Source organism: Lentilactobacillus sp. TOM.63, from assembly GCF_030361045.1.
Classification (GTDB): Bacteria; Bacillota; Bacilli; order Lactobacillales; family Lactobacillaceae; genus Lentilactobacillus; species Lentilactobacillus dabitei.
On sequence record NZ_JAUCAP010000023.1, the window covers coordinates 19,227 to 37,421 of the forward strand.

The following is an 18,195-nucleotide window of genomic DNA, read 5'->3' on the forward strand; positions in this document are numbered from 1 at the left end:
AAAAATCTCTTCCTCTCTTAATAACATCCAGTGTCGTATGTACAAAAAAATAGACTTACAGTTGCGTAAATCTATTTTACCAGTTCTTCTAATGCATGTGACAAAATCCCGTTAACAAATTTACGAGAACGGTCATCACTGTATTTTTTTGCGAGTTCGATTGCTTCGTTAATAGAAACCTTTGCGGGTAAATCATCAACATACATCATTTCATATAAAGCAATTTCAATAATAATCAAGTCCGTTTTGGCAATCCGATTGAGTGACCAACCAGATATCAAATATTTTTCAATCATTTGATCGATTTCAGACTTGTGCTCTAAAACGCCTGCGATGAGCTGATGAAGATAGCTTGGGTACTCATCACCATATTGACCATCAGTCAGGACTTGATAAAAATCTTTCCAATCGGTTTGTTCATTTGTATTAAGCGCGAATAATGTTTGAAATGCAAGCTCGCGAATATGATGTCGTGTTAGTTCCACTAATTCTCACCGTCTTCTTCATCGTCAGCAGCAAAAGGATCGTTCGGGTCAACAGTGCTGGTGGTCTTTTCAGGAACAACACCTTGAACGTGTACGTTGACTTCATGAACCTTTAATTCGGTCATAAAATACAATTGTTGTTCAACTTGGCTTTGAATTTGTAAGGCAACCTTAGGGACAGAAACCCCATAATTCAAATAAACGTAAATGTCGACTGCGAGTTCCTCGTTAGTGTAAGTTAACTTAACACCTTTACTATGCTCTTTGCGACGGCCAAGTAACTCGTTAACGCTATTGGACAGAGAACCTTGCATCCGATTAACGCCATCTACTTGAGTTGTTGCAACCCCGGCAATAATTTCAAGGACGTTAGGGGCAATTTCAATTTTTCCCAACTCTGGATCGTTGGTATGAAGGGCAATATTCGTATCTTCAGCCATATTAAAGCCTCCGTTTTCAATCAAATCAGTTAACCTGATTATGCTCTGGAAATATAAGTACCATCAGTGGTGTTGATGACCAATTTGTCACCTTGATTAACGAAGAAAGGTACTTGTAGCGTCAAACCAGTTGTCATTGTTGCGGGCTTTGAACCACCAGATGCAGTATCACCTTTGATTCCAGGTTCAGTAGAAGCAACTTCGAGGGTAACCGTGTTCGGTAATTCAACTCCTAATGTCTCGTTGCCATACTGGATAACGTTAACTTCCATATTTTCCTGAAGATAGTTCAATTCTGCCTTGATTTGTTCAGCTGGAATTGAAATCTGATCATACGTATCCATATCCATGAATACATGTTGGTCACCATCTGCATAAAGATACTGCATGTTACGGGTATCAATTTGAGCTTGTTCCATTTTTGCACCAGAACGGAATGTTTTTTCCTGAACAGCACCTGTTCGTAAGTTCTTAAGCTTTGAACGAACAAAGGCGCCACCTTTACCAGGCTTAACGTGTTGGAAACTTAAAATTCTCCAAATTGCACCATCAACTTCGATGGTCAAACCATTCTTAAAATCAGCAGTCGAAATTGCCATTTTTGTTCCTCCTAAATGTAAAGTAACAATCTTAATTATATAATACTTCGTCCCTAAATATCCAATTATAATGAATTAATCCCGAAAATTCGATTAAAAAAGCTGGGAAGCAAAACCACCGTTTTGTCCCAGCTCCTCATTCATTCAAGATTTAAAAGTACTACTTAGCAGCTTCAGCAACTGGATAAACTGAAACCTGACGCTTGTCACGGCCTTTTCTTTCAAAGCGTACGACACCGTCAACTAAAGCAAACAAAGTATCGTCATTACCACGACTAACGTTGTTACCAGGATAAATATGAGTACCGCGTTGACGATAAATGATTGATCCACTGTGAACTGATGAGCCATCAGCAGCCTTCGTACCTAAACGACGACCAGCTGAGTTACGACCGTTGGCAGTTGATCCACCACCTTTATGGTGAGAGAAGAATTGTAAGTTCATTGCTAGCATAAGGTTACACCTCCGAATAAGTTTATTTAATTTGCTGTGTTTAATTTAATATATTGACTATAACTTGAAGCTATGTCAGTCATGCCACCTTGAAAGGTATCAAGAATTGCATCTGCTTGAATACGTTTCTTTGAATCGGCGGTGACGGGAATATGAACCGACAGATAACCGCCATTTTTATCATCACTATCAACATCAACATCCATGCCAGCAACCTCTTGAAGGCCGTTAACCGTTGTGATGCTCAACACTGAAACAGCAGAGCAAACAATGTCTTGCCCATATTCGCCGGCATCAGCATGACCAGTGATCGTAAAACTACTCACGTGATGATGGTAATGGTTAATTGTTGCCTTGATCATCTGTCAGTCACCTCAAATATAAAATTAAGCGTTGATTGAATCAACAACAACCTTGGTATATGGTTGACGATGACCCTTCTTTGAACGTGAGCCCTTCTTTGGCTTGTAACGGAAGATTGTAATCTTCTTTTGACGGCCCTGTTTTTCAACAGTTGCAGTAACGGATGCGCCATCAACTAATGGAGCACCAACCTTAACTGAATCGCCACCGACCATTACAACTTGGTCAAAAGTAACCTTGTCGCCTTCGTTTGCGTCTAATTTTTCAACGTAAATTGCGTCGCCTTTGGAAACCTTATATTGCTTACCGCCTGTAGTAATAACTGCGTACATATTGTGCACCTCCTTATATTTTATGCTTAGACTCGCCGATACAAAGCGCCCTTTGCAGGAACTTTATGGCTCGAATCGAGCGGTTGTAGCTGTGGAAGCCACAATTACAACGTTACTAGTATACATAATCGCTGGTGCTTCGTCAACCTTAGATATTATAACCTTTAAACAAAGAAAAATTGGTCAAAAATTTGCCCAACCTCTTTGGGGAAATCCAACTGATTGATGGATTAAATCTGTAGCAAAAAGCCAAATGTGGATGATGTCAACAAACAAGTCAGTTATCTAAACCCACGATATTCCACTTGTTTATTCACACTCCATAATTAAACATGCCTTTTGCCTCACGCTATTTTCTTGACGCTAAATGTTTGCCGTTCCCCCGTATGGATGTTGAAGAGTCAGCAAAATATTGAAAAATTCCACTCGCAATGAAAATCAGCACAATAAATATGACAAATCCCACAACTTCCACCTCCTAATAGTGATAGCAATCCTTTGCTACAAATCTATTATTAGGCTATTAGGCTATTGGCATCAAATTATTAGCGCATAACACATCTTAATTTAATAAAAATTCAAGATTCTTAAGAAAATCGTAATTATTATCCAAAACATTTATCTATTAGACATTGACTCCCCCTTCAATATCTCATATAATTGTTAGTGTTGATTTGTCGCAATAGCTCAGCTGGATAGAGCAACGGTCTTCTAAACCGTAGGTCGAGAGTTCGAATCTCTCTTGCGACATCTTTAATATGAAAAAGCCTTATTAGTCCGCTTTTAAAAGTGGTCCAATAAGGTTTTTTTAGTGTTTAGATTAATAATTATTATCTTGGCGTTTTTCGTTAATCTGGTTCTTATCCTTAAAAGCAGTTTCAATTTCAGTCTCCGAATACCCAAAATCAACTAAACCAAACTTCAAGAATAGCCGCCATGAATGATTAAAACTATCACCACTATGGTTAAAGTAAGCATCAAACAACATCCGTTTCATTGCGAGATATTGCTTATCTAAACTATCTTCCTTCTTTAAAGATTCAATCTTTGGTAAATCTTTCTCGGAGTTGAGCACAAAGTGGTTCCAGTTCTTTAGATTTGAAATTAACAGATAAAAATCTAAAGCGTCCACATATTCATATAGTAACGTTTCTCTGGGCGTTTTATCAGGATCGCTTTTGCCACGATGAATCTTCCAAACTTTAAACCACTCCGAGGTATTAGCCATCTCTGATAATTCAACATCCAAAGCCACAAACGCATTTTTGATTCGGGCTTCGTTTGCCCAATGAAGCTGTTTTTTATCCTCAATTTGCCGATTTAAGAATACAGATGCTGAAATGAGCGCTTGTAAATCCATTTGATCATTAACTCCTATCCAAATACAAACTGATTTGAGAGAATTTCCAACTGTTTTTTGTTATCAAGGTACCACTCCTGAATGAATGGGTAATCAAGTAAAAGATAGAGCCAACTTTCTTTTTGGTCGGCATCATAAATAGCGGCTCCCCATTTTGGCCGATCGGAATTACCTGAATTATAAACCTTAAGTTGAGTACCATCATTCAACGTTAACGATGCGCCACCATTTTGATCAGCCATCAAGATGAATTTGTTATCGGCTGACTTAACGAACAACTCATCCATAATTGCTTCCGGAATTTCACCAGCAGCAAATTCATAAAATTCACCATTGACGCCATCCAAGACGTTGAAGTCAATTTTAAATCCAAAGCTCTCTTTAAGAATTTCGGCAACTTTTAGCAAAACTTCCAGTGCTGCTTTCGAATCACTGACCGTTGTTCCCTCTAAGTCAACCACGAAGTAATCAATCAAAGCAGAACCATGGAACATCAATTCCTTTGTCTTTAAATTCAAATAGAATAATGGTCGATTGTAGTCTGTCGGCCCAAAGAAAAAGCCGGTGGGATTCTTACTCGATTTTGTAAAGGTGAAAGTGTTGTCACTTAGAGAAGCAAACTTGCATAACAATTTTTGAACGTGTTCAGCATTAATAATGGTTAACCCTTTGGATCCGGATAAACTCAAAATCCGTTCCAAAAACACCAGCTGAACGTCGGCATCAGAAAATTGATGGGGAAAAACAACAAAATCAGAATTAAGTTGATAATTAGTCAATTCAACTGCCGCAGCTAACAGATCATTCTTGTCAGATGTATTGTTTAACCGATTAAAGGCATCAACGTACTTTGTTCCATTATTGAGGCCATTTTTAATTGAATCACTGTAGTGATTGAGCAACTCGTTAGTAGTCAAAACTTTCTTTTCAGTTTCCTTACTCACCGTCGCTCACCTGCGATTCTTCTGCCAAATTCTGAATGTATTTGGCATATAAATTCCGATTGTTTTCGTTGAAAGCATCAAAACTGCCAAAGGAAGCTCTGATATTTTGCTTTTCAAGATTCAAGATTGTTTCTTCCTTTGATAGTGCAAGAATTTTATTCTCATTTGCTTTAATTTTCGGTCGACTGTTTGATGCCTGCTCATCAATATTAGTCAATTCAAGCAATGCATCACTTAATTGCTGGTGTTCTTCTTTGACCTTACCGGCTTCCCAAGGCATTGGCGATTTTTCCTCATTTTCCTTGAGTTGTTTTCGAATTTCTTCTTTACGTCGATCACGTTTGTCCTGGTCCTCAATGAGCTGAGTTAATTTTTCATTTTCCTCACCAAGTTGTCTCATCTCAGCGTCGTTTACGCGACTATTCTCTAATTCCAACTGGAAAGACTTAGCCAAAATCTGATATTCTTCTTCAGAAAAATTGAATCGCACATTAATTGGATCCAAATCACCAAACATGCGGTGGTCCCACCAATTTCCAAAGTAGATATGAAACTTACCCAATTCATACTCATGATAATAAAAGAACGGGTAAGTTTTTCCTAAATAATCAATCAATTTGTTGCTCAAATGATGACTCAATTGCGCATTTAAATCGGCTGCCAGACTAAAATGATCAGGTTTTGCTTCTGATAAAGTCTCCCCATTAGCCTCGGTGGCATATCGATTAGGATCGATTAATTCATAAATTTTAAGGTCGTCACCCTTTGTAATTGACTCATTAAGGTCATTCAAATAGTCCATCTTCTGCTTTAAAGCCGAAGACAAAATGGTATCATTTTGACTGAATTGATTTTCTTCAGTTTTTCTGTCCATATTATTGCCTCATTTTCCCCTTATTTATACACTTAATGTTATCTGAAAACCGCTGATAAATAAAGGGCTAATCGCTTGATTATTCAATGTTTTGTCAATTTAGACCCTTTTTAGTCGAAATCAAGATAAAAAAGCTTTCATTCAGTACCCAAACTTTGGTTACAGAAATGAAAGCTTTTTGATTTGATACTTGAAACTGGTTTTAATTAATACTTTTCAAGATATTGATCACGTTCCCAGCCAGATACTTGGGTACGGTATGAATCGTATTCCAAATTCTTGGCTTCAATGAAACTGTGATATAGGTGTTCGCCCAATGCCTGCTTCATAACTTCGTCAGCAGACAAGTCCTTCAATGCATTGTGAAGGGTATCAGGTAAGTTGGTAATGTGACTTTGTTGACGTTCCTGAGCATCCATTCGATAGATGTTACGGTCGATACTGTGTTCAGGTTCGATCTTGTTCTTGAGACCGTCAAGGCCGGCTTCTAGGACACAGGCAATGGCAAGATATGGGTTGGCAGTTGGATCAACACTTCGAAGTTCCAAACGAGTTGAATTACCACGGGCACTTGGAATTCGGATTAATGGTGAACGGTTTGAACCAGACCATGCAACATAAACAGGGGCTTCATAGCCGGGAACTAAACGCTTGTATGAGTTAACGATTGGGTTACATACGGCAGTAAATGAACGGGCATGCTTCAACAATCCGCCAAGGAAGTAATAAGCTTCTTGAGAAATCTCTAATTTGCCATCCTTGTCGTAGAAAGTATTGCCTTTGTCGCTAAACAATGACATGTTCAAATGCATTCCTGAACCATTGATTCCACTTAGAGGTTTTGGCATGAAGGTTGCATATAAGCCATACTTACGAGCAACTGTCTTAACAACCAGCTTGAATGTTTGAATGTTATCAGCTGCAGTTAACGCATCTGCATACTTGAAATCAATTTCATGTTGTCCAGGGGCAACTTCATGATGGGCAGCTTCAACATCGAAGCCCATTTCTTCAAGCGTTAATACAATTTCACGACGGCAATTTTCACCAAGATCCATTGGTGCCATATCGAAGTAACTTCCCTTATCGTTTAGGTGTAAGGTTGGTTCACCATTTTCACCCATCTTAAATAAGAAAAATTCTGGTTCAGGGCCAATGTTGAATGAAGTAAATCCTGCTTTCTTCATATCGCCAAGAACCCGGATGAGGTTGTTTCGGGGGTCTGCTGCATAGGGTTCGCCATTTGGACGATAAACTTGACAAATAACCCGAGCAATCTTGCCACGATCAGTACTCCATGGGAAGATCATCCAAGTTGAGAGATCTGGGTACAAGTACATATCACTTTCTTCAATTCGAACGAATCCTTCGATTGAAGAACCATCAAACATTAATTTGTCATCAAGCAATTTATCCAACTGAGTTATTGGAACTTCAACGTTTTTGATTGTGCCAAACAGATCCGTAAACATCAAACGTAAAAATTTGACGTCTTCATCTTTTACCATCTTGCGAATATCATCTTTTGTATAATCGTGTCTAGTTGCCATCTATATAACGCTCCCATCAGTGATTTAGTTTATTCAAATTATTCGGATCATCAAATGACGAAGAAGGCGGCTTCAATCCACCAATGTTTAGAAATTCATCTTGGAGAATCTTTCTCACATCACTGTCAGTGAGTCCCTTCTCTAAGTTTCGCTTCCGCTCATCTTCCAACTGGGATTGCTTTTTATAGACCTCTTTAATACCTGAGATATTTAAACCGTCATCCAAGTAATCCTTAATCTCTAGTAGCCGGTCAACGTCATTAAGCGAATACATCCTTCGGTTACCCTCGTTTCTGAGGGGCTTAATCAAATCTTGCTGCTCATAATATCGTATTTGTCTTGCCGTCAAGTCAGTTAACTTCATCACAGTTCCAATCGGCAGAACTGACATTGAACGCCGTAATTCCTTCTCTCGCATTGTTCACCTCCTAAATCTTGTAACCATAATACCATTCCTAAAACCAATGTCAATAGTGAATGTTATATTTTATGACATCAGTTGGCTAAATCTTCTTCCGTAACCATTTATCAATATCTAAAATCAATCGATCCCTATCGTCAGGATGTTCTATCACGTTATACCAAACGGGGTGCGTCTTATTTCTAAACCAGGTGAGTTGACGTTTTGCGTAATGGCGAGAATCTTTCTTAACAAGCTCGACGGCGTCTTCAAGTGAGCAGTTGCCAGCAAAGTAATCATAAAACTCGTGATAACCGATCCCTTTGCCAGCTTGAAGTTCATTCCCGCCATTGTTGAACAAATACCTTGCTTCGTCTATTAACCCTGACTTCATCATGATGTCAACACGTTGGTTGATTCTTTGATATAGCAACTTGCGATCGGTATTAAGTCCAACAACGAACGAATCAAACGGTTGCGGATTATTCGTCTGATCAGAAAATAGATGATCCGTTTTTTTATAAACTTCAAGTGCTCTGATGACTCGCCTGACGTTATTTGCAGGAATTTGGGCAGCGGCTTTAGGGTCGACTGAAGCGAGCCGATTATGTAAAGCCATGTTACCTTCCGTATCAGCAATTTGGTACAACTTCTTCCGTAGGCCATCATTTGTGTATTGATCTCCGCCCAATTCCAAGCCGTCCAGCAACGCTTGCAAATAAAAGCCAGTGCCACCGACAATGATTGATAAATGCCCCCTGCTGATAATCTGATCAATTTGGTCGGTTGCATCGTGAATAAAGTCAGCGACCGAATATCGTTCAGTAATGTCGCGAATATTAATTAAATGGTGAGGCACCCCTTGTTTTTCGCTGTCAGTAATCTTAGCGGTTCCAATATCCAACTTTCGGTAAACCTGCATAGAATCGCCAGAAATGACTTCACCCTCAAACTTTTGAGCAACTTTAATTGACATGGCAGTTTTACCAACTGCAGTCGGTCCAACGATTGCCAGAACTTTTTTCATTTTACTCACCCCGCATTTCCTTGCGTAATTGGACGGCTCTTGCCGGATAATCCGTGATAATGGCCGCCATGTTGCGCTCAAAACAATATTGCATATCCTCCGTTGAATTAACCGTCCATGGGCGAAGATGTTTAGCAGCAGCGAAGAATGGGTGGCGTTTAAGCCAGCGAATATCTGGATGAAAATCCTCAATCAACCGATTCTTTTTAAGTGCTTTGGCTTGTTTGGCAGCCGTTTTGAATAGCTTTGCCCGATAAGCTTGGGGATCAATGTTGTTCAGAATTTCCAATGATTGCGCATTGAAACTGGAATAAATTAGCTGAAACGGATAATCTATTGCTGAAAAATATTCATAAACCGCCTGCTCAATGCCTGGATATTGAATTTTGTTGGTTTTTAATTCAAGGTTAAAAACACCTTGGAAATTGTTTTGAACGAGCAGTTCAACGACTTCTTGTAAAGTTGGAATTCTAGTTCCTTTAAATTCATCAGAAAATCGGATCCCGGCGTCAAGGTGTTTTAATTCTGAAAGATTCTTTTCATGAATGAGTCCATGTCCATTAGTTGTTCGATCCACCGTTTCATCATGCATGATGATCAATTGATGATCCTTGGAAAAATGAACATCAGTTTCAATCCCATCACAACCGTCGTCAATTGCAGCTTGAAATGCCACTAATGTATTTTCAGGCCGGGTCCCTTTACTACCGCGATGGGCAATTATTTTTGTATCAATTTTCATAACAACCTCCAATAATCCGTACAATAATTAATCAATTAACTAGAATTCTGAACCCAAATAACGCATAATGAAAGTATCAAGTTGCATTGGAGGGTTTGAAATGAAACATTTTACAAGTGGTCTCATAGTTGGTGTCGTTGGAACAGTCACTGCAGGTTTAGCTGCATTAATGACTTTTAAAAAAGCGGTGGTCGATCCCATTGAGGATGAAGAAAGTAAGTTTGAAGAGAACCGTCGTAGGGCGCTTCGTAAGAGCCGTTCCGCTCACCATGGTTAATTTAAAGCACATGCGATTCTAAGCTAAGCACGATTGACATTCTAAAACATTTTGAAATGAGGCTGGAACAAAACGATTGTTTTGCTGCCAGCCTCATTTAGTATATTCAACCCAAATTTGCATTAGAATCCACAAATCAGTTAAATATTATTTTTCTTTTCCTTACCGTTCCAATTTTGGTAACCGGTTTTCAGAATATAAATTTCTCGGTAACCCTTTTTGCTTAAGAACAAGGCAGCCCTTTTACTAATAGTTTTGCCCTGATCATACAAGTAAACGGGTAAATCAGACCGGATTTGACTATAAAAATTTCGAATCGTTGAAAACGGCACGTTACGGGCACCTAAAATGTGACCATCCTTAAAGCTTTTGGACTCACGTAGGTCAATCACTTGTGCTTTTCTCATGCCCTTTTGAAATTCATCGTTGGATAAGTATGTAGCTGCTTTTTTCACTCGTGCATTTTGATAAAGTGTATAGCCCAGCCACACACCTAAAATAATAATCAAAATAATCGACATCACGATATTTGGATTAACTGCTCCTACTATCACTTGTAATACCATCCCTTTACCTTTACTTTATTGTTAATGTCAACTGGGACGAAACCGACTATTGTGGGAGTGCCAATGAAGCAGCACCAATCACCCCGGCATCATTACCAAGTTGTGCTAGTTTTAGTTTAGTTGAATCTCGGACTGATGGAAAGGCATTTTCTTGGAAATAACGAGTGGTTGGCTGCAATAAGGTGTTGCCAGCGTTAGATACACCACCACCGATAATGATATTTTCTGGATTTAAGATGTTCCCAACATCTGACAATGCTAACCCAAGATATGAACAAACTTTGTCAACGATTTGGTTTGCCAAAATGTCCCCATTATCAGCGAGATAAAAGACCATTTTGGAAGTTAATCCCTCATCACTATCAATTAATTCAATGATTCGTGACTTACCAGTGAATTGTTTGGCTAAATCTTTCGCCAGTCGAACGACACCAGTTGCTGAAGCGTATTGCTCTAAGCAACCGCGTTTGCCACAGGTACAAAGATAGCCACCAGGTTGAACGGTAATATGACCAATTTCACCGGCACCACCATTAATTCCATGAACAAGATGGCCGTTTGTAACCACCCCGCCACCAACACCGGTTCCTAAAGTGACAAAGACAACATCTTTTGCTTTATAACCTGCACCTTTCCAGAACTCGCCCAAAGCGGCGCTGTTAGCGTCATTATCGATGAAAACTGGCAATTGAAGATTAGCAGAAATTGTGGCGCCAACCGGTTGCACAATTTCCCAGCCTAAGTTGTAGGCACCGACAACGGTTCCTTTTTCACGATCAACAGCTCCGGGAGTTCCCATTCCAATCCCCAAGAAGTCATTGGAATTGTAATCATCCTTGCGCATTTGATTTGCAATAGATTGAACAATATTTGGAACAATATTACTGCCTGCATTACTGATATCAGTGGGGATTCGCCACTTTGTTAAAATATTTCCAGATTGGTCAATGAATGCAAATTTTGTTGTGGTCCCGCCCAAATCAATTCCGATCAGTTTCTTTGCCAATGTTGTTACCCCTACTTTCCTTTTTTTCTTCGACACGATGTTCTCGATTTAATATCAACTTAGCTTGAATAAATTCCTTATGCGTAATTAATTGAGCATCATGAAGATGATCCAACTCCAACGCCATGACCTCAATGTCCCAAAGTCGCTTGCCAACATAGACATAAATATCAAACTTTTTGAGTAATTGTTGAACATCATATAGCGTTTTCATTATCTCACATCCCAATTAAAATTTCTTTCAAATTTGAAAAATATTAAAGATTTCCCTGCATTCCTAGAATAAAGAGCCCAACGGAAATGATAACGAGCATCACGCCAGCAATTCCTCGTTTAACTGGACTCACTTTCGCAAAGCCCACGCCAACAACGTATGCCACCAAGAATCCGCCGACTAAGCCACCGATATGACCGGCAATATCAATTCCCTGAACAAATAAGTCAGTTCCGATGTTCAAGACAATAAACAGTAAAAATGTTTTGGCCATTGATGTAATGACAGGATTCTTGGAGAAACTTTCTCCGAGCATCATAAAGGCACCAAAGAGGCCGAAAATTGCCGTGCTGGCACCTGCCGATAATCCATAACTAAATGTGAAGCTGGCAAGATTACCAACAATTCCAGACACTAGAAAAATCAATAGAAATCGCCAATGACCGAATAATTGCTCAACATACTCGCCGATAAAATATAACGTAATGCCATTCATTAGAATGTGGGTAAAACCGATGTGAATAAACATCGGGGTAATCAGCCGCCAATATTCCCCGGCACGAATGGCGGGATTATACTTGGCGCCAAATTCAACCAATATATTTGGATTAGTAGTGCCACCCATTGCAGTCATCACTAGGAACACAACCACCATGATTGCGAGCAACCCATACGTGACAAACGGCTTATCTTTTAGTTTGCTCATTGTATCTCCTTGCATGAAAAGAGTTCAATAAATAATTTTATCCATTAAGATATCGTGAGGTTCTACCGGCCATCTGGGTCGTTCATATAGTTGTGGTGGCAATGCTAATGAGATACTCTTACCAACAAAATCAGCAAGGTATCGGTCATAGAAGCCCCCTCCAAACCCCACTCGATAATGATTCTTAGAAAACGCTAACCCCGGAACAATTAAAGCATCAATGTCTGTTTTGTCAATAATTTCTCCACCCACTGGTTCACGGGTTCCAAAGGGCGTTTGAGACAGATACGTATCTTCCTCAAGCAGTACAAATTCCATTTGTCGATGAGGTAAAGTTCGTGGAACGACAACTTGTTTATCATTTTGTAGTGAATGTTTGATGATTGGTGATGTGTCTAGCTCTCCCGGCATACTAAGTGTAATGCCAACTATTTGACTGTTTAAATAATCAGGATCGGTATAAAGTCGGGATTCTAGGTTGGTAATCAATTCAGCTGCATCCTTGCGTTGAAAGAATTCTTCAATTTTTTGGGCTTGAATTTTTCTCAGTTGTGGCTTACTTAAATCTTGTTCACTCACGATATCACCAACATTTCTTTTTGCTTAATTAATTATTGCTCGTGAATATAAAAAAGGTTTGGGTTATTTACCCAAGCCTTATTTGGTTTCTCGATGTAATGTCACTTTACGATCACGTGGACAATACTTTTTAAGCTCCAAACGGTCGGGGTTGTTACGACGGTTCTTGCTAGATAAGTAAGTACGTTCGTGGCATTCTGTACATTCCAAAGTAATGTGTACTCGCATGGAATACTACCTCCAAACTTTTTATTAATACAGCTACTCTATTAGCCTTAACTTAAAACATTTTATCATCAATCTTGTAAAATTACTAGGATTAAATCAATAAATGTTAAGTGTTTTTACTTAACAGTTGAAGTTGATTGAACATCCTTCCAATAAGCAGCGTAAATTTTCTTAGCTAACTGCATATTGTTACTCTCAGCATTTACCCCTAAATTAGGCATTGCGAGGGCAACCACAACTTGTGGGTGAGTTGACGGCGCATAGGAAGCCAAACTCAAAGTAACGGTTTCGTTACCATTGTAGAATGTCTGAGCTGTACCAGTCTTAGCGGAAATCTCCGGTTTGATCGTATCAAGTTCGCCACCAGTCTTGTACGTGTTGGTTCCGTGAACCACATCATACAAGCCTTTCTTAACGACGGCTCGTTGTGATTGGGTCATGTCGATATGATTCAAAACATCTGGCATAACAGTGGCCTTGACCTGACCCAGCTTACCGTCCTTCGTGGTTCCTCTGATTGATTGAACAACGTGGGGGGCAATCCGGTAACCACCATTGGCGACCGTGGAAATGTATTGCGCAACCTGCATGGTGGTGTAGGCATCATAGTTACCAAAAGCTAAATCCAATGCACTCCCAATGTGAGATTTGCCACTCTTACCTTTAAGTCCAGTGGATTCACCAGGAATATCGATTCCCGTATCAATCCCAAGGCCAAACTGGTTGAAGTAGCCTCGCATGGTATTAAACACGTTCGGACTCATTGTAAGTGCACCGCCTTCAACATAATTGAAATGGCCTTCCTTCATAGCCAATTGCATCATGTAAGAGTTTGAAGATACTTCCAGTGCGCCACTGGCATCCACGGCAATGTTTGCATTACCACTATGATTAAACCATGAAGATTTTTTAACCCCACCGGTGGTAATCGGTTGATCGGTTAAGGTGCTGTTAGTTGGTGTAATGACGCCATCCATAAGAGCACCAGAAACCATTGCCCCTTTGACAACTGACCCCATTACAATTGAACTGTTGATTGTTCCCAGAATGTTATCAGTGATCTTCGAGGTTTTAGGATTCCGGTTAACCCCACCCATTCCGATGATAGCCCCATTATTGGGGTTCATGACAACCGCGTAAGTTCCGGTTGAGTTTCCGCCAGCACCAGACTCTGCAGAACGAACCAAGGATTGAAGATCCCTTTGGAATTTGGCGTTAATGGTTAATTGAAGGTTGTCCCCTTTTTGACCACCGTACTTTTTAATTTCTTTCTTAATCTGGTTATCACTGTTTAAAACGATCTGGGTCTGAGATTTAGTCCCACGAAGAACCGGCTCGTATTGCCGTTCCAAGTAACTTTGGCCGACACTATCGTTACGTGAGTAGCCTTGAGCGAGTAATTCATTCACGCGATCACTAGGTAGCCCAGTCTTTTCATTAGATACCGTCCCGGTAATTCCTTGAATCGACTGACCATTTGGATAATTTCGGCTCCAACTAGTTCCAACGTTCACCCCAGGCATATCTGCAAGATGTTCACCAACTTCGGCAACTTCTCTCTGAGTAACCCCACTATCCTTGATATTAACAGTTGATAATTGATAAGCACCACTCATTTTTGCGAAGATTGTGGCCGCCACTTTGGTTGCATGGCTAAAAGTGTCAGGATTCATCTTCTCGACGTAACTGACGGCCTTATCATACATCACATCTTCACTGTCTCCAGAAGAAATTCCAGGCGCTTTCTTTTCGACCGCTGATAGTCTATTTGCGTCCGACAAATAGTAATCAGCAAGCTGACGTTTCGTTAAGCTTGAGGTTGAAACTGTGATATAGTCCGCTAAACGATTGGCCGTCCGGTAGAGATCGGTTGTCAGATCATTGACACCCTTTGTATACACAATGGCTTGATGAGCTGAATTACCAACCAGAATATGGCCAGTGGAATCATAAATCATTCCCCGTTGAACATTGCCGTTGACAACAGACGTGTCGGATCGATTCACTTCCGCCTTAAATTTAGCGCCATACATGACCTGCAGATAGGCCAGTTGAGTTAATAATGCAACAAACAAGATACCAACAATAATGAAGATAATATTGATTCGAAAGGGCAGGGATGCCGCCTTACCCTTTTTTATTCTTTTGTTTCTTTTCTTAAAAATTTTCACGATATTTACTCCTTGCCATGGAATCAATTCTATCAAATTTTTACCGTAAAAACTAGAACCGTTCCCCATTCTTTAATTAATTATGATATTCTAAACAATGATATTTATTTTTTAGAAAAGGACGTTGTATATGAAAGTCAAAAAGACAAAACGATTCATTATTTACGCCATGTGTTTTTTGGTGCCCCTCGCAATTGCAACCTGTTACTTCATTTATCGCCGTTTTGCGCCGTTTGGCAATTCATCGATCATGACGGTTGATATGGGCCAACAGTATATTGATTTCTTTGCCCACTACCGAGACACCCTCTTACATAACCCAAGCGGTTTTATTTATTCTTTTGCCAACGCGCTGGGTGGTGGGATGATCGGGACTTGGAGTTATTACTTAATGAGTCCTTTAAACTTACTAATCTTGCTGTTCCCACTTTCAAAGTTGCCTAGTGTAATTGCAATCATCACCTTGCTCAAATACGCACTCAGTGGCTTAAGTTTTGGGTATTTCTTGATTCAATCCAAGAAATACGTTAGCTGGTCAGTGGTTGGGTTTTCAACCGCCTACGCACTGATGGGCTGGATGATTGCTAACCAATTCAACACATTGTGGATTGATGCAGCGATTATCCTACCAATTATTTTCTTAGGATTTCAGAGAGTCCTTCATGATAAATCAAGTGTACTTTACGTTGTCGCACTCACGATCATGTTTATCATTAATTATTACATGGGTTGGATGATTGCTTTATTTCTCACCGCTTATATGGTCATTTACGGCATTGCTAGGGCTTATCCGGTCGATACCAGTAAATACTTTCACATCATTGTTAAATGGATTAAGGCGTCAGTTTTGAGTGCAATTTTAACGGCCTGGCTGCTCATTCCAACTTTCTTCTCGCTACTTGCCGGAAAAACTCATTATACCAGAAACCAGTTCCAAATTCGCTTTGAATACAATCCGCTTGACATGCTTGGTAAATTTTTCAACGGTTCCGTTGATTTCAAACAATTGCCAAGTGGAACCGCAAATATATTTGTAGGTAGTATCGTTGTTATTTTATTTGTTTATTACTTCTTTATTTCAAGTATCAAGAAAAACGTCCGCTTTGCCAACCTTGGACTGACCGCGTTTATGATTCTGTCCATGGTTTTCCAGCCGCTTGATCTTTTGTGGCACGGCTGGCAGCTACCAGTTTGGTACACATTTAGATTCTCATATCTCTTCTCATTCTTGATGATTGTAACTGCCTTTAGCGCCTTCCTGCATATCTTAAAGGAAGGCCTTGATTCCAAGCGGTTCTCAATCGTGATGGGCCTTATCGTTCTGGGAGTCGCTTACGTGGGCATATTCAAAAAGCATTTCGAATATCTGCACTCAGATAACTTTATCTGGGGATGTGTTTTCCTTGTTATCAGTGCGGGTGTCATTATTGCCTGTGCCATCTATAAACAAAGCCTATTGTTAGCCGTCACCGTTTTCGTCGTGATGGCTGGTGAAGCTGGTCTTAACATGGTCACTTCGCTCAACAATTTAGATTATCTAAAGAGTCATGATTTTACAACCTATACCAAGATGCTTCGTAAGGAAGTTAACCAAGTTAAACAAAAGGATAAGAGCTTCTACCGGATTGGCACAACTTTTGCCCGGACCAAGAACGACGCATTTGCTGCTGACTTTAACGGTGGCTCAATCTTTTCTTCAACCCTTGAGGCCAACACTTCTCAATTCTTTAAGCACATTGGGCAACCAAACGGCGATTCCTTTGTTCTTTACTCAAACGGAACGATGTTTACTGATTCGTTGCTGGGAATGAAGTATTACATGAATCAACAAATTCCTGAAAATAATCCAAACAAGAAGCAACAAAAAGAACCCGTTCCAGCACTTACTAGAAAACCTGATTTAACCAGTTATGAACTCCTTTCACAGGACAAGTTAATTGGAACCTACAAGAACCCATATGCATTACCACTTGGATTCTTAGCACCAAAGAGCGGCATGAATAATAACAAAATTGCTTCAGATCCAATCGAATATCAAAATGAACTGGCTAACCGTTTAGATCCAAATATTAAGAGCCTCTATCAACCAGCCAATTACTCACATATTCGTTACAATAATATTTACAAGATTTCTAAATTAAACAACGCAATCTTGAAGAAGAAAAATATGATGGAGCTGTCGTACATCATATTGACTGTCCCTGTTCAAGCCAACACCTCTTATTACATGACACTTGGAACCAACTTTAATAAGGGCCAAATTTCAATCTCAGTTGATGGTCAAAATCAAACACAGTTTACCCCTTCTGAACGAACAATTATTGCCAATATTGGTAACGAACAAGTTGCGGGCAACATTAATATCCAGATCTTTGTGAATGCAAGTAGTACAATGCTACGGGATGTTAGATTGTACAAAGTCCACAATAGCAAAATTGCACAATTTTCAAACGACATGAAGGCTAATCCTTTCAAGATTAATAAGTGGAATGAGCGATCAATGAGTGGAACTGTCAATGTGAAGTCTAATAATCAAGCATTAACGACCACAATTCCTTATTCGAAAGGTTGGCATGCAACTGTTGACGGTAAAGCCGTCACCCCTAAGATGTGGGAGAACATGTTCCTGTATGTGCCGATGACAAAGGGGCATCATACTGTGAAGCTTAGTTTCTGGCCGGAAGGATTAACAGCCGGTCTCATCATTGGCTTAATCGGTTGGATCTTTATCGGATTTGAATTTTACCGCAGTCGTTCCAAAAAGAAAAAAGCTTTGACAAATTCAGAAACAATTGAATTTCGGTTCTACAATATCTGTTGTTGGTAATAGATTTTATCTATTACTGATGACAGATTTTTTGTTTCTCGTTAGAATAAA

The 18,195-nt window shown here is 39.7% G+C and carries 22 protein-coding genes, 1 tRNA gene and 1 other annotated feature; of the genes, 3 read left to right on the forward strand and 20 right to left on the reverse strand.

All coding sequences use genetic code 11. The features are described 5' to 3' along the window. Positions 1–71: 71 nt before the first annotated feature. The 6 genes from nusB to rplU form a co-directional block, all read right to left on the reverse strand. Positions 72–485 (reverse strand): transcription antitermination factor NusB, encoded by a 414-nt coding sequence (nusB, locus tag QUF07_RS06250; protein ID WP_217162892.1) that lies wholly within the window; start codon positions 483–485, stop codon positions 72–74. Continuing rightward, positions 485–925: an Asp23/Gls24 family envelope stress response protein gene (locus tag QUF07_RS06255; protein ID WP_054746666.1), complete on the reverse strand. Its 441-nt coding sequence runs from the start codon at positions 923–925 to the stop codon at positions 485–487. Before QUF07_RS06255 ends, nusB begins: the two co-directional genes overlap by 1 nt. A gap of 38 nt (positions 926–963) precedes the next feature. After that, on the reverse strand, positions 964–1,524 hold the full coding sequence (gene efp / locus QUF07_RS06260; protein ID WP_056982673.1) for an elongation factor P: 561 nt from the start codon (positions 1,522–1,524) through the stop codon (positions 964–966). A gap of 160 nt (positions 1,525–1,684) precedes the next feature. Next, on the reverse strand, positions 1,685–1,978 hold the full coding sequence (gene rpmA / locus QUF07_RS06265) for a 50S ribosomal protein L27 (RefSeq protein WP_008856855.1): 294 nt from the start codon (positions 1,976–1,978) through the stop codon (positions 1,685–1,687). Positions 1,979–2,004: 26 nt separating this feature from the next. Beyond that, on the reverse strand, positions 2,005–2,340 hold the full coding sequence (locus tag QUF07_RS06270; RefSeq protein WP_217162886.1) for a ribosomal-processing cysteine protease Prp: 336 nt from the start codon (positions 2,338–2,340) through the stop codon (positions 2,005–2,007). 24 nt (positions 2,341–2,364) lie between these two features. Next, a complete protein-coding gene (gene rplU, locus QUF07_RS06275; protein ID WP_054746668.1) occupies positions 2,365–2,673 on the reverse strand; it encodes a 50S ribosomal protein L21 in 309 nt (102 codons plus the stop codon). Positions 2,674–2,691: 18 nt separating this feature from the next. Beyond that, positions 2,692–2,768 (reverse strand) — a sequence feature (ribosomal protein L21 leader region). A 581-nt stretch (positions 2,769–3,349) separates the two neighbouring features. Between rplU and QUF07_RS06280 the strand changes: the two genes are divergently transcribed. Beyond that, positions 3,350–3,423 (forward strand) — tRNA-Arg (locus tag QUF07_RS06280). Positions 3,424–3,493: 70 nt separating this feature from the next. Here the strand turns inward: QUF07_RS06280 and QUF07_RS06285 are convergent. From QUF07_RS06285 to QUF07_RS06315, 7 genes are all read right to left on the reverse strand, one after another. Next, complete coding sequence (locus tag QUF07_RS06285) at positions 3,494–4,033, reverse strand: dUTPase (protein WP_056982671.1); 540 nt, start codon at positions 4,031–4,033, stop codon at positions 3,494–3,496. A 14-nt stretch (positions 4,034–4,047) separates the two neighbouring features. Next, entirely contained in the window at positions 4,048–4,977 is a 930-nt protein-coding gene (locus QUF07_RS06290) for a hypothetical protein (RefSeq protein WP_217164084.1), read from the reverse strand. After that, positions 4,970–5,851, reverse strand: a complete 882-nt coding sequence (locus tag QUF07_RS06295; protein ID WP_217164082.1) for a hypothetical protein — start codon at positions 5,849–5,851, stop codon at positions 4,970–4,972. Before QUF07_RS06295 ends, QUF07_RS06290 begins: the two co-directional genes overlap by 8 nt. 206 nt (positions 5,852–6,057) lie before the next feature. After that, positions 6,058–7,401 (reverse strand): type I glutamate--ammonia ligase, encoded by a 1,344-nt coding sequence (gene glnA, locus QUF07_RS06300; RefSeq protein WP_217164081.1) that lies wholly within the window; start codon positions 7,399–7,401, stop codon positions 6,058–6,060. Positions 7,402–7,417: 16 nt separating this feature from the next. After that, positions 7,418–7,819: a MerR family transcriptional regulator gene (locus tag QUF07_RS06305; protein WP_054746670.1), complete on the reverse strand. Its 402-nt coding sequence runs from the start codon at positions 7,817–7,819 to the stop codon at positions 7,418–7,420. An 85-nt stretch (positions 7,820–7,904) separates the two neighbouring features. After that, positions 7,905–8,828 (reverse strand): tRNA (adenosine(37)-N6)-dimethylallyltransferase MiaA, encoded by a 924-nt coding sequence (gene miaA, locus QUF07_RS06310; protein WP_289427010.1) that lies wholly within the window; start codon positions 8,826–8,828, stop codon positions 7,905–7,907. A 1-nt stretch (position 8,829) separates the two neighbouring features. Continuing rightward, positions 8,830–9,570 carry a glycerophosphodiester phosphodiesterase family protein gene (locus QUF07_RS06315; RefSeq protein WP_217164077.1) on the reverse strand — a complete coding sequence of 247 codons (741 nt, stop codon included), beginning with the start codon at positions 9,568–9,570 and terminating at the stop codon, positions 8,830–8,832. Between the two features lie 100 nt (positions 9,571–9,670). On the opposite strand from QUF07_RS06315, the gene QUF07_RS06320 reads away from it, so the two are divergent. Then, on the forward strand, positions 9,671–9,847 hold the full coding sequence (locus tag QUF07_RS06320) for a DUF3042 family protein (protein WP_289427011.1): 177 nt from the start codon (positions 9,671–9,673) through the stop codon (positions 9,845–9,847). Positions 9,848–9,987: 140 nt separating this feature from the next. On the opposite strand, the gene QUF07_RS06325 is transcribed toward QUF07_RS06320, so the two are convergent. The 7 genes from QUF07_RS06325 to QUF07_RS06355 form a co-directional block, all read right to left on the reverse strand. Further along, positions 9,988–10,413, reverse strand: a complete 426-nt coding sequence (locus QUF07_RS06325; protein ID WP_289427012.1) for a rhodanese-like domain-containing protein — start codon at positions 10,411–10,413, stop codon at positions 9,988–9,990. 46 nt (positions 10,414–10,459) lie between these two features. After that, the gene (locus QUF07_RS06330; protein ID WP_217164072.1) at positions 10,460–11,419 is read right to left on the reverse strand and encodes an ROK family glucokinase; all 960 of its coding nucleotides are present in this window, start codon (positions 11,417–11,419) and stop codon (positions 10,460–10,462) included. Further along, the gene (locus tag QUF07_RS06335) at positions 11,394–11,633 is read right to left on the reverse strand and encodes a YqgQ family protein (protein WP_056982662.1); all 240 of its coding nucleotides are present in this window, start codon (positions 11,631–11,633) and stop codon (positions 11,394–11,396) included. The genes QUF07_RS06330 and QUF07_RS06335 overlap by 26 nt, the downstream gene beginning before the upstream one ends. A 43-nt stretch (positions 11,634–11,676) precedes the next feature. Further along, positions 11,677–12,339, reverse strand: a complete 663-nt coding sequence (locus tag QUF07_RS06340) for a rhomboid family intramembrane serine protease (RefSeq protein ID WP_217164070.1) — start codon at positions 12,337–12,339, stop codon at positions 11,677–11,679. 24 nt (positions 12,340–12,363) lie between these two features. Next, positions 12,364–12,918 (reverse strand): 5-formyltetrahydrofolate cyclo-ligase, encoded by a 555-nt coding sequence (locus QUF07_RS06345; protein WP_289427013.1) that lies wholly within the window; start codon positions 12,916–12,918, stop codon positions 12,364–12,366. A 78-nt stretch (positions 12,919–12,996) separates the two neighbouring features. Then, the gene (gene rpmG / locus QUF07_RS06350) at positions 12,997–13,146 is read right to left on the reverse strand and encodes a 50S ribosomal protein L33 (protein ID WP_081467884.1); all 150 of its coding nucleotides are present in this window, start codon (positions 13,144–13,146) and stop codon (positions 12,997–12,999) included. A gap of 116 nt (positions 13,147–13,262) precedes the next feature. Next, entirely contained in the window at positions 13,263–15,317 is a 2,055-nt protein-coding gene (locus QUF07_RS06355) for a peptidoglycan D,D-transpeptidase FtsI family protein (protein WP_289427014.1), read from the reverse strand. A gap of 130 nt (positions 15,318–15,447) precedes the next feature. Between QUF07_RS06355 and QUF07_RS06360 the strand changes: the two genes are divergently transcribed. After that, complete coding sequence (locus QUF07_RS06360; protein ID WP_289427015.1) at positions 15,448–18,144, forward strand: YfhO family protein; 2,697 nt, start codon at positions 15,448–15,450, stop codon at positions 18,142–18,144. Positions 18,145–18,195: the final 51 nt, after the last annotated feature.

Excerpts from the sequence above, each read along its gene's own strand:
- QUF07_RS06325 (WP_289427012.1), bottom strand. The coding sequence starts at position 10,413 with ATGGTATTACAAGTGATAGTAGGAGCAGTTAATCCAAATATCGTGATG.
- QUF07_RS06285 (WP_056982671.1), bottom strand. The coding sequence starts at position 4,033 with ATGGATTTACAAGCGCTCATTTCAGCATCTGTATTCTTAAATCGGCAA.
- QUF07_RS06360 (WP_289427015.1), top strand. The coding sequence starts at position 15,448 with ATGAAAGTCAAAAAGACAAAACGATTCATTATTTACGCCATGTGTTTT.
- QUF07_RS06255 (WP_054746666.1), bottom strand. The coding sequence starts at position 925 with ATGGCTGAAGATACGAATATTGCCCTTCATACCAACGATCCAGAGTTG.
- QUF07_RS06315 (WP_217164077.1), bottom strand. The coding sequence starts at position 9,570 with ATGAAAATTGATACAAAAATAATTGCCCATCGCGGTAGTAAAGGGACC.
- QUF07_RS06335 (WP_056982662.1), bottom strand. The coding sequence starts at position 11,633 with ATGAAAACGCTATATGATGTTCAACAATTACTCAAAAAGTTTGATATT.
- QUF07_RS06295 (WP_217164082.1), bottom strand. The coding sequence starts at position 5,851 with ATGGACAGAAAAACTGAAGAAAATCAATTCAGTCAAAATGATACCATT.
- efp (WP_056982673.1), bottom strand. The coding sequence starts at position 1,524 with ATGGCAATTTCGACTGCTGATTTTAAGAATGGTTTGACCATCGAAGTT.
- rpmA (WP_008856855.1), bottom strand. The coding sequence starts at position 1,978 with ATGCTAGCAATGAACTTACAATTCTTCTCTCACCATAAAGGTGGTGGA.
- rpmG (WP_081467884.1), bottom strand. The coding sequence starts at position 13,146 with ATGCGAGTACACATTACTTTGGAATGTACAGAATGCCACGAACGTACT.
- glnA (WP_217164081.1), bottom strand. The coding sequence starts at position 7,401 with ATGGCAACTAGACACGATTATACAAAAGATGATATTCGCAAGATGGTA.
- QUF07_RS06320 (WP_289427011.1), top strand. The coding sequence starts at position 9,671 with ATGAAACATTTTACAAGTGGTCTCATAGTTGGTGTCGTTGGAACAGTC.
- QUF07_RS06305 (WP_054746670.1), bottom strand. The coding sequence starts at position 7,819 with ATGCGAGAGAAGGAATTACGGCGTTCAATGTCAGTTCTGCCGATTGGA.
- rplU (WP_054746668.1), bottom strand. The coding sequence starts at position 2,673 with ATGTACGCAGTTATTACTACAGGCGGTAAGCAATATAAGGTTTCCAAA.
- QUF07_RS06270 (WP_217162886.1), bottom strand. The coding sequence starts at position 2,340 with ATGATCAAGGCAACAATTAACCATTACCATCATCACGTGAGTAGTTTT.
- QUF07_RS06340 (WP_217164070.1), bottom strand. The coding sequence starts at position 12,339 with ATGAGCAAACTAAAAGATAAGCCGTTTGTCACGTATGGGTTGCTCGCA.
- miaA (WP_289427010.1), bottom strand. The coding sequence starts at position 8,828 with ATGAAAAAAGTTCTGGCAATCGTTGGACCGACTGCAGTTGGTAAAACT.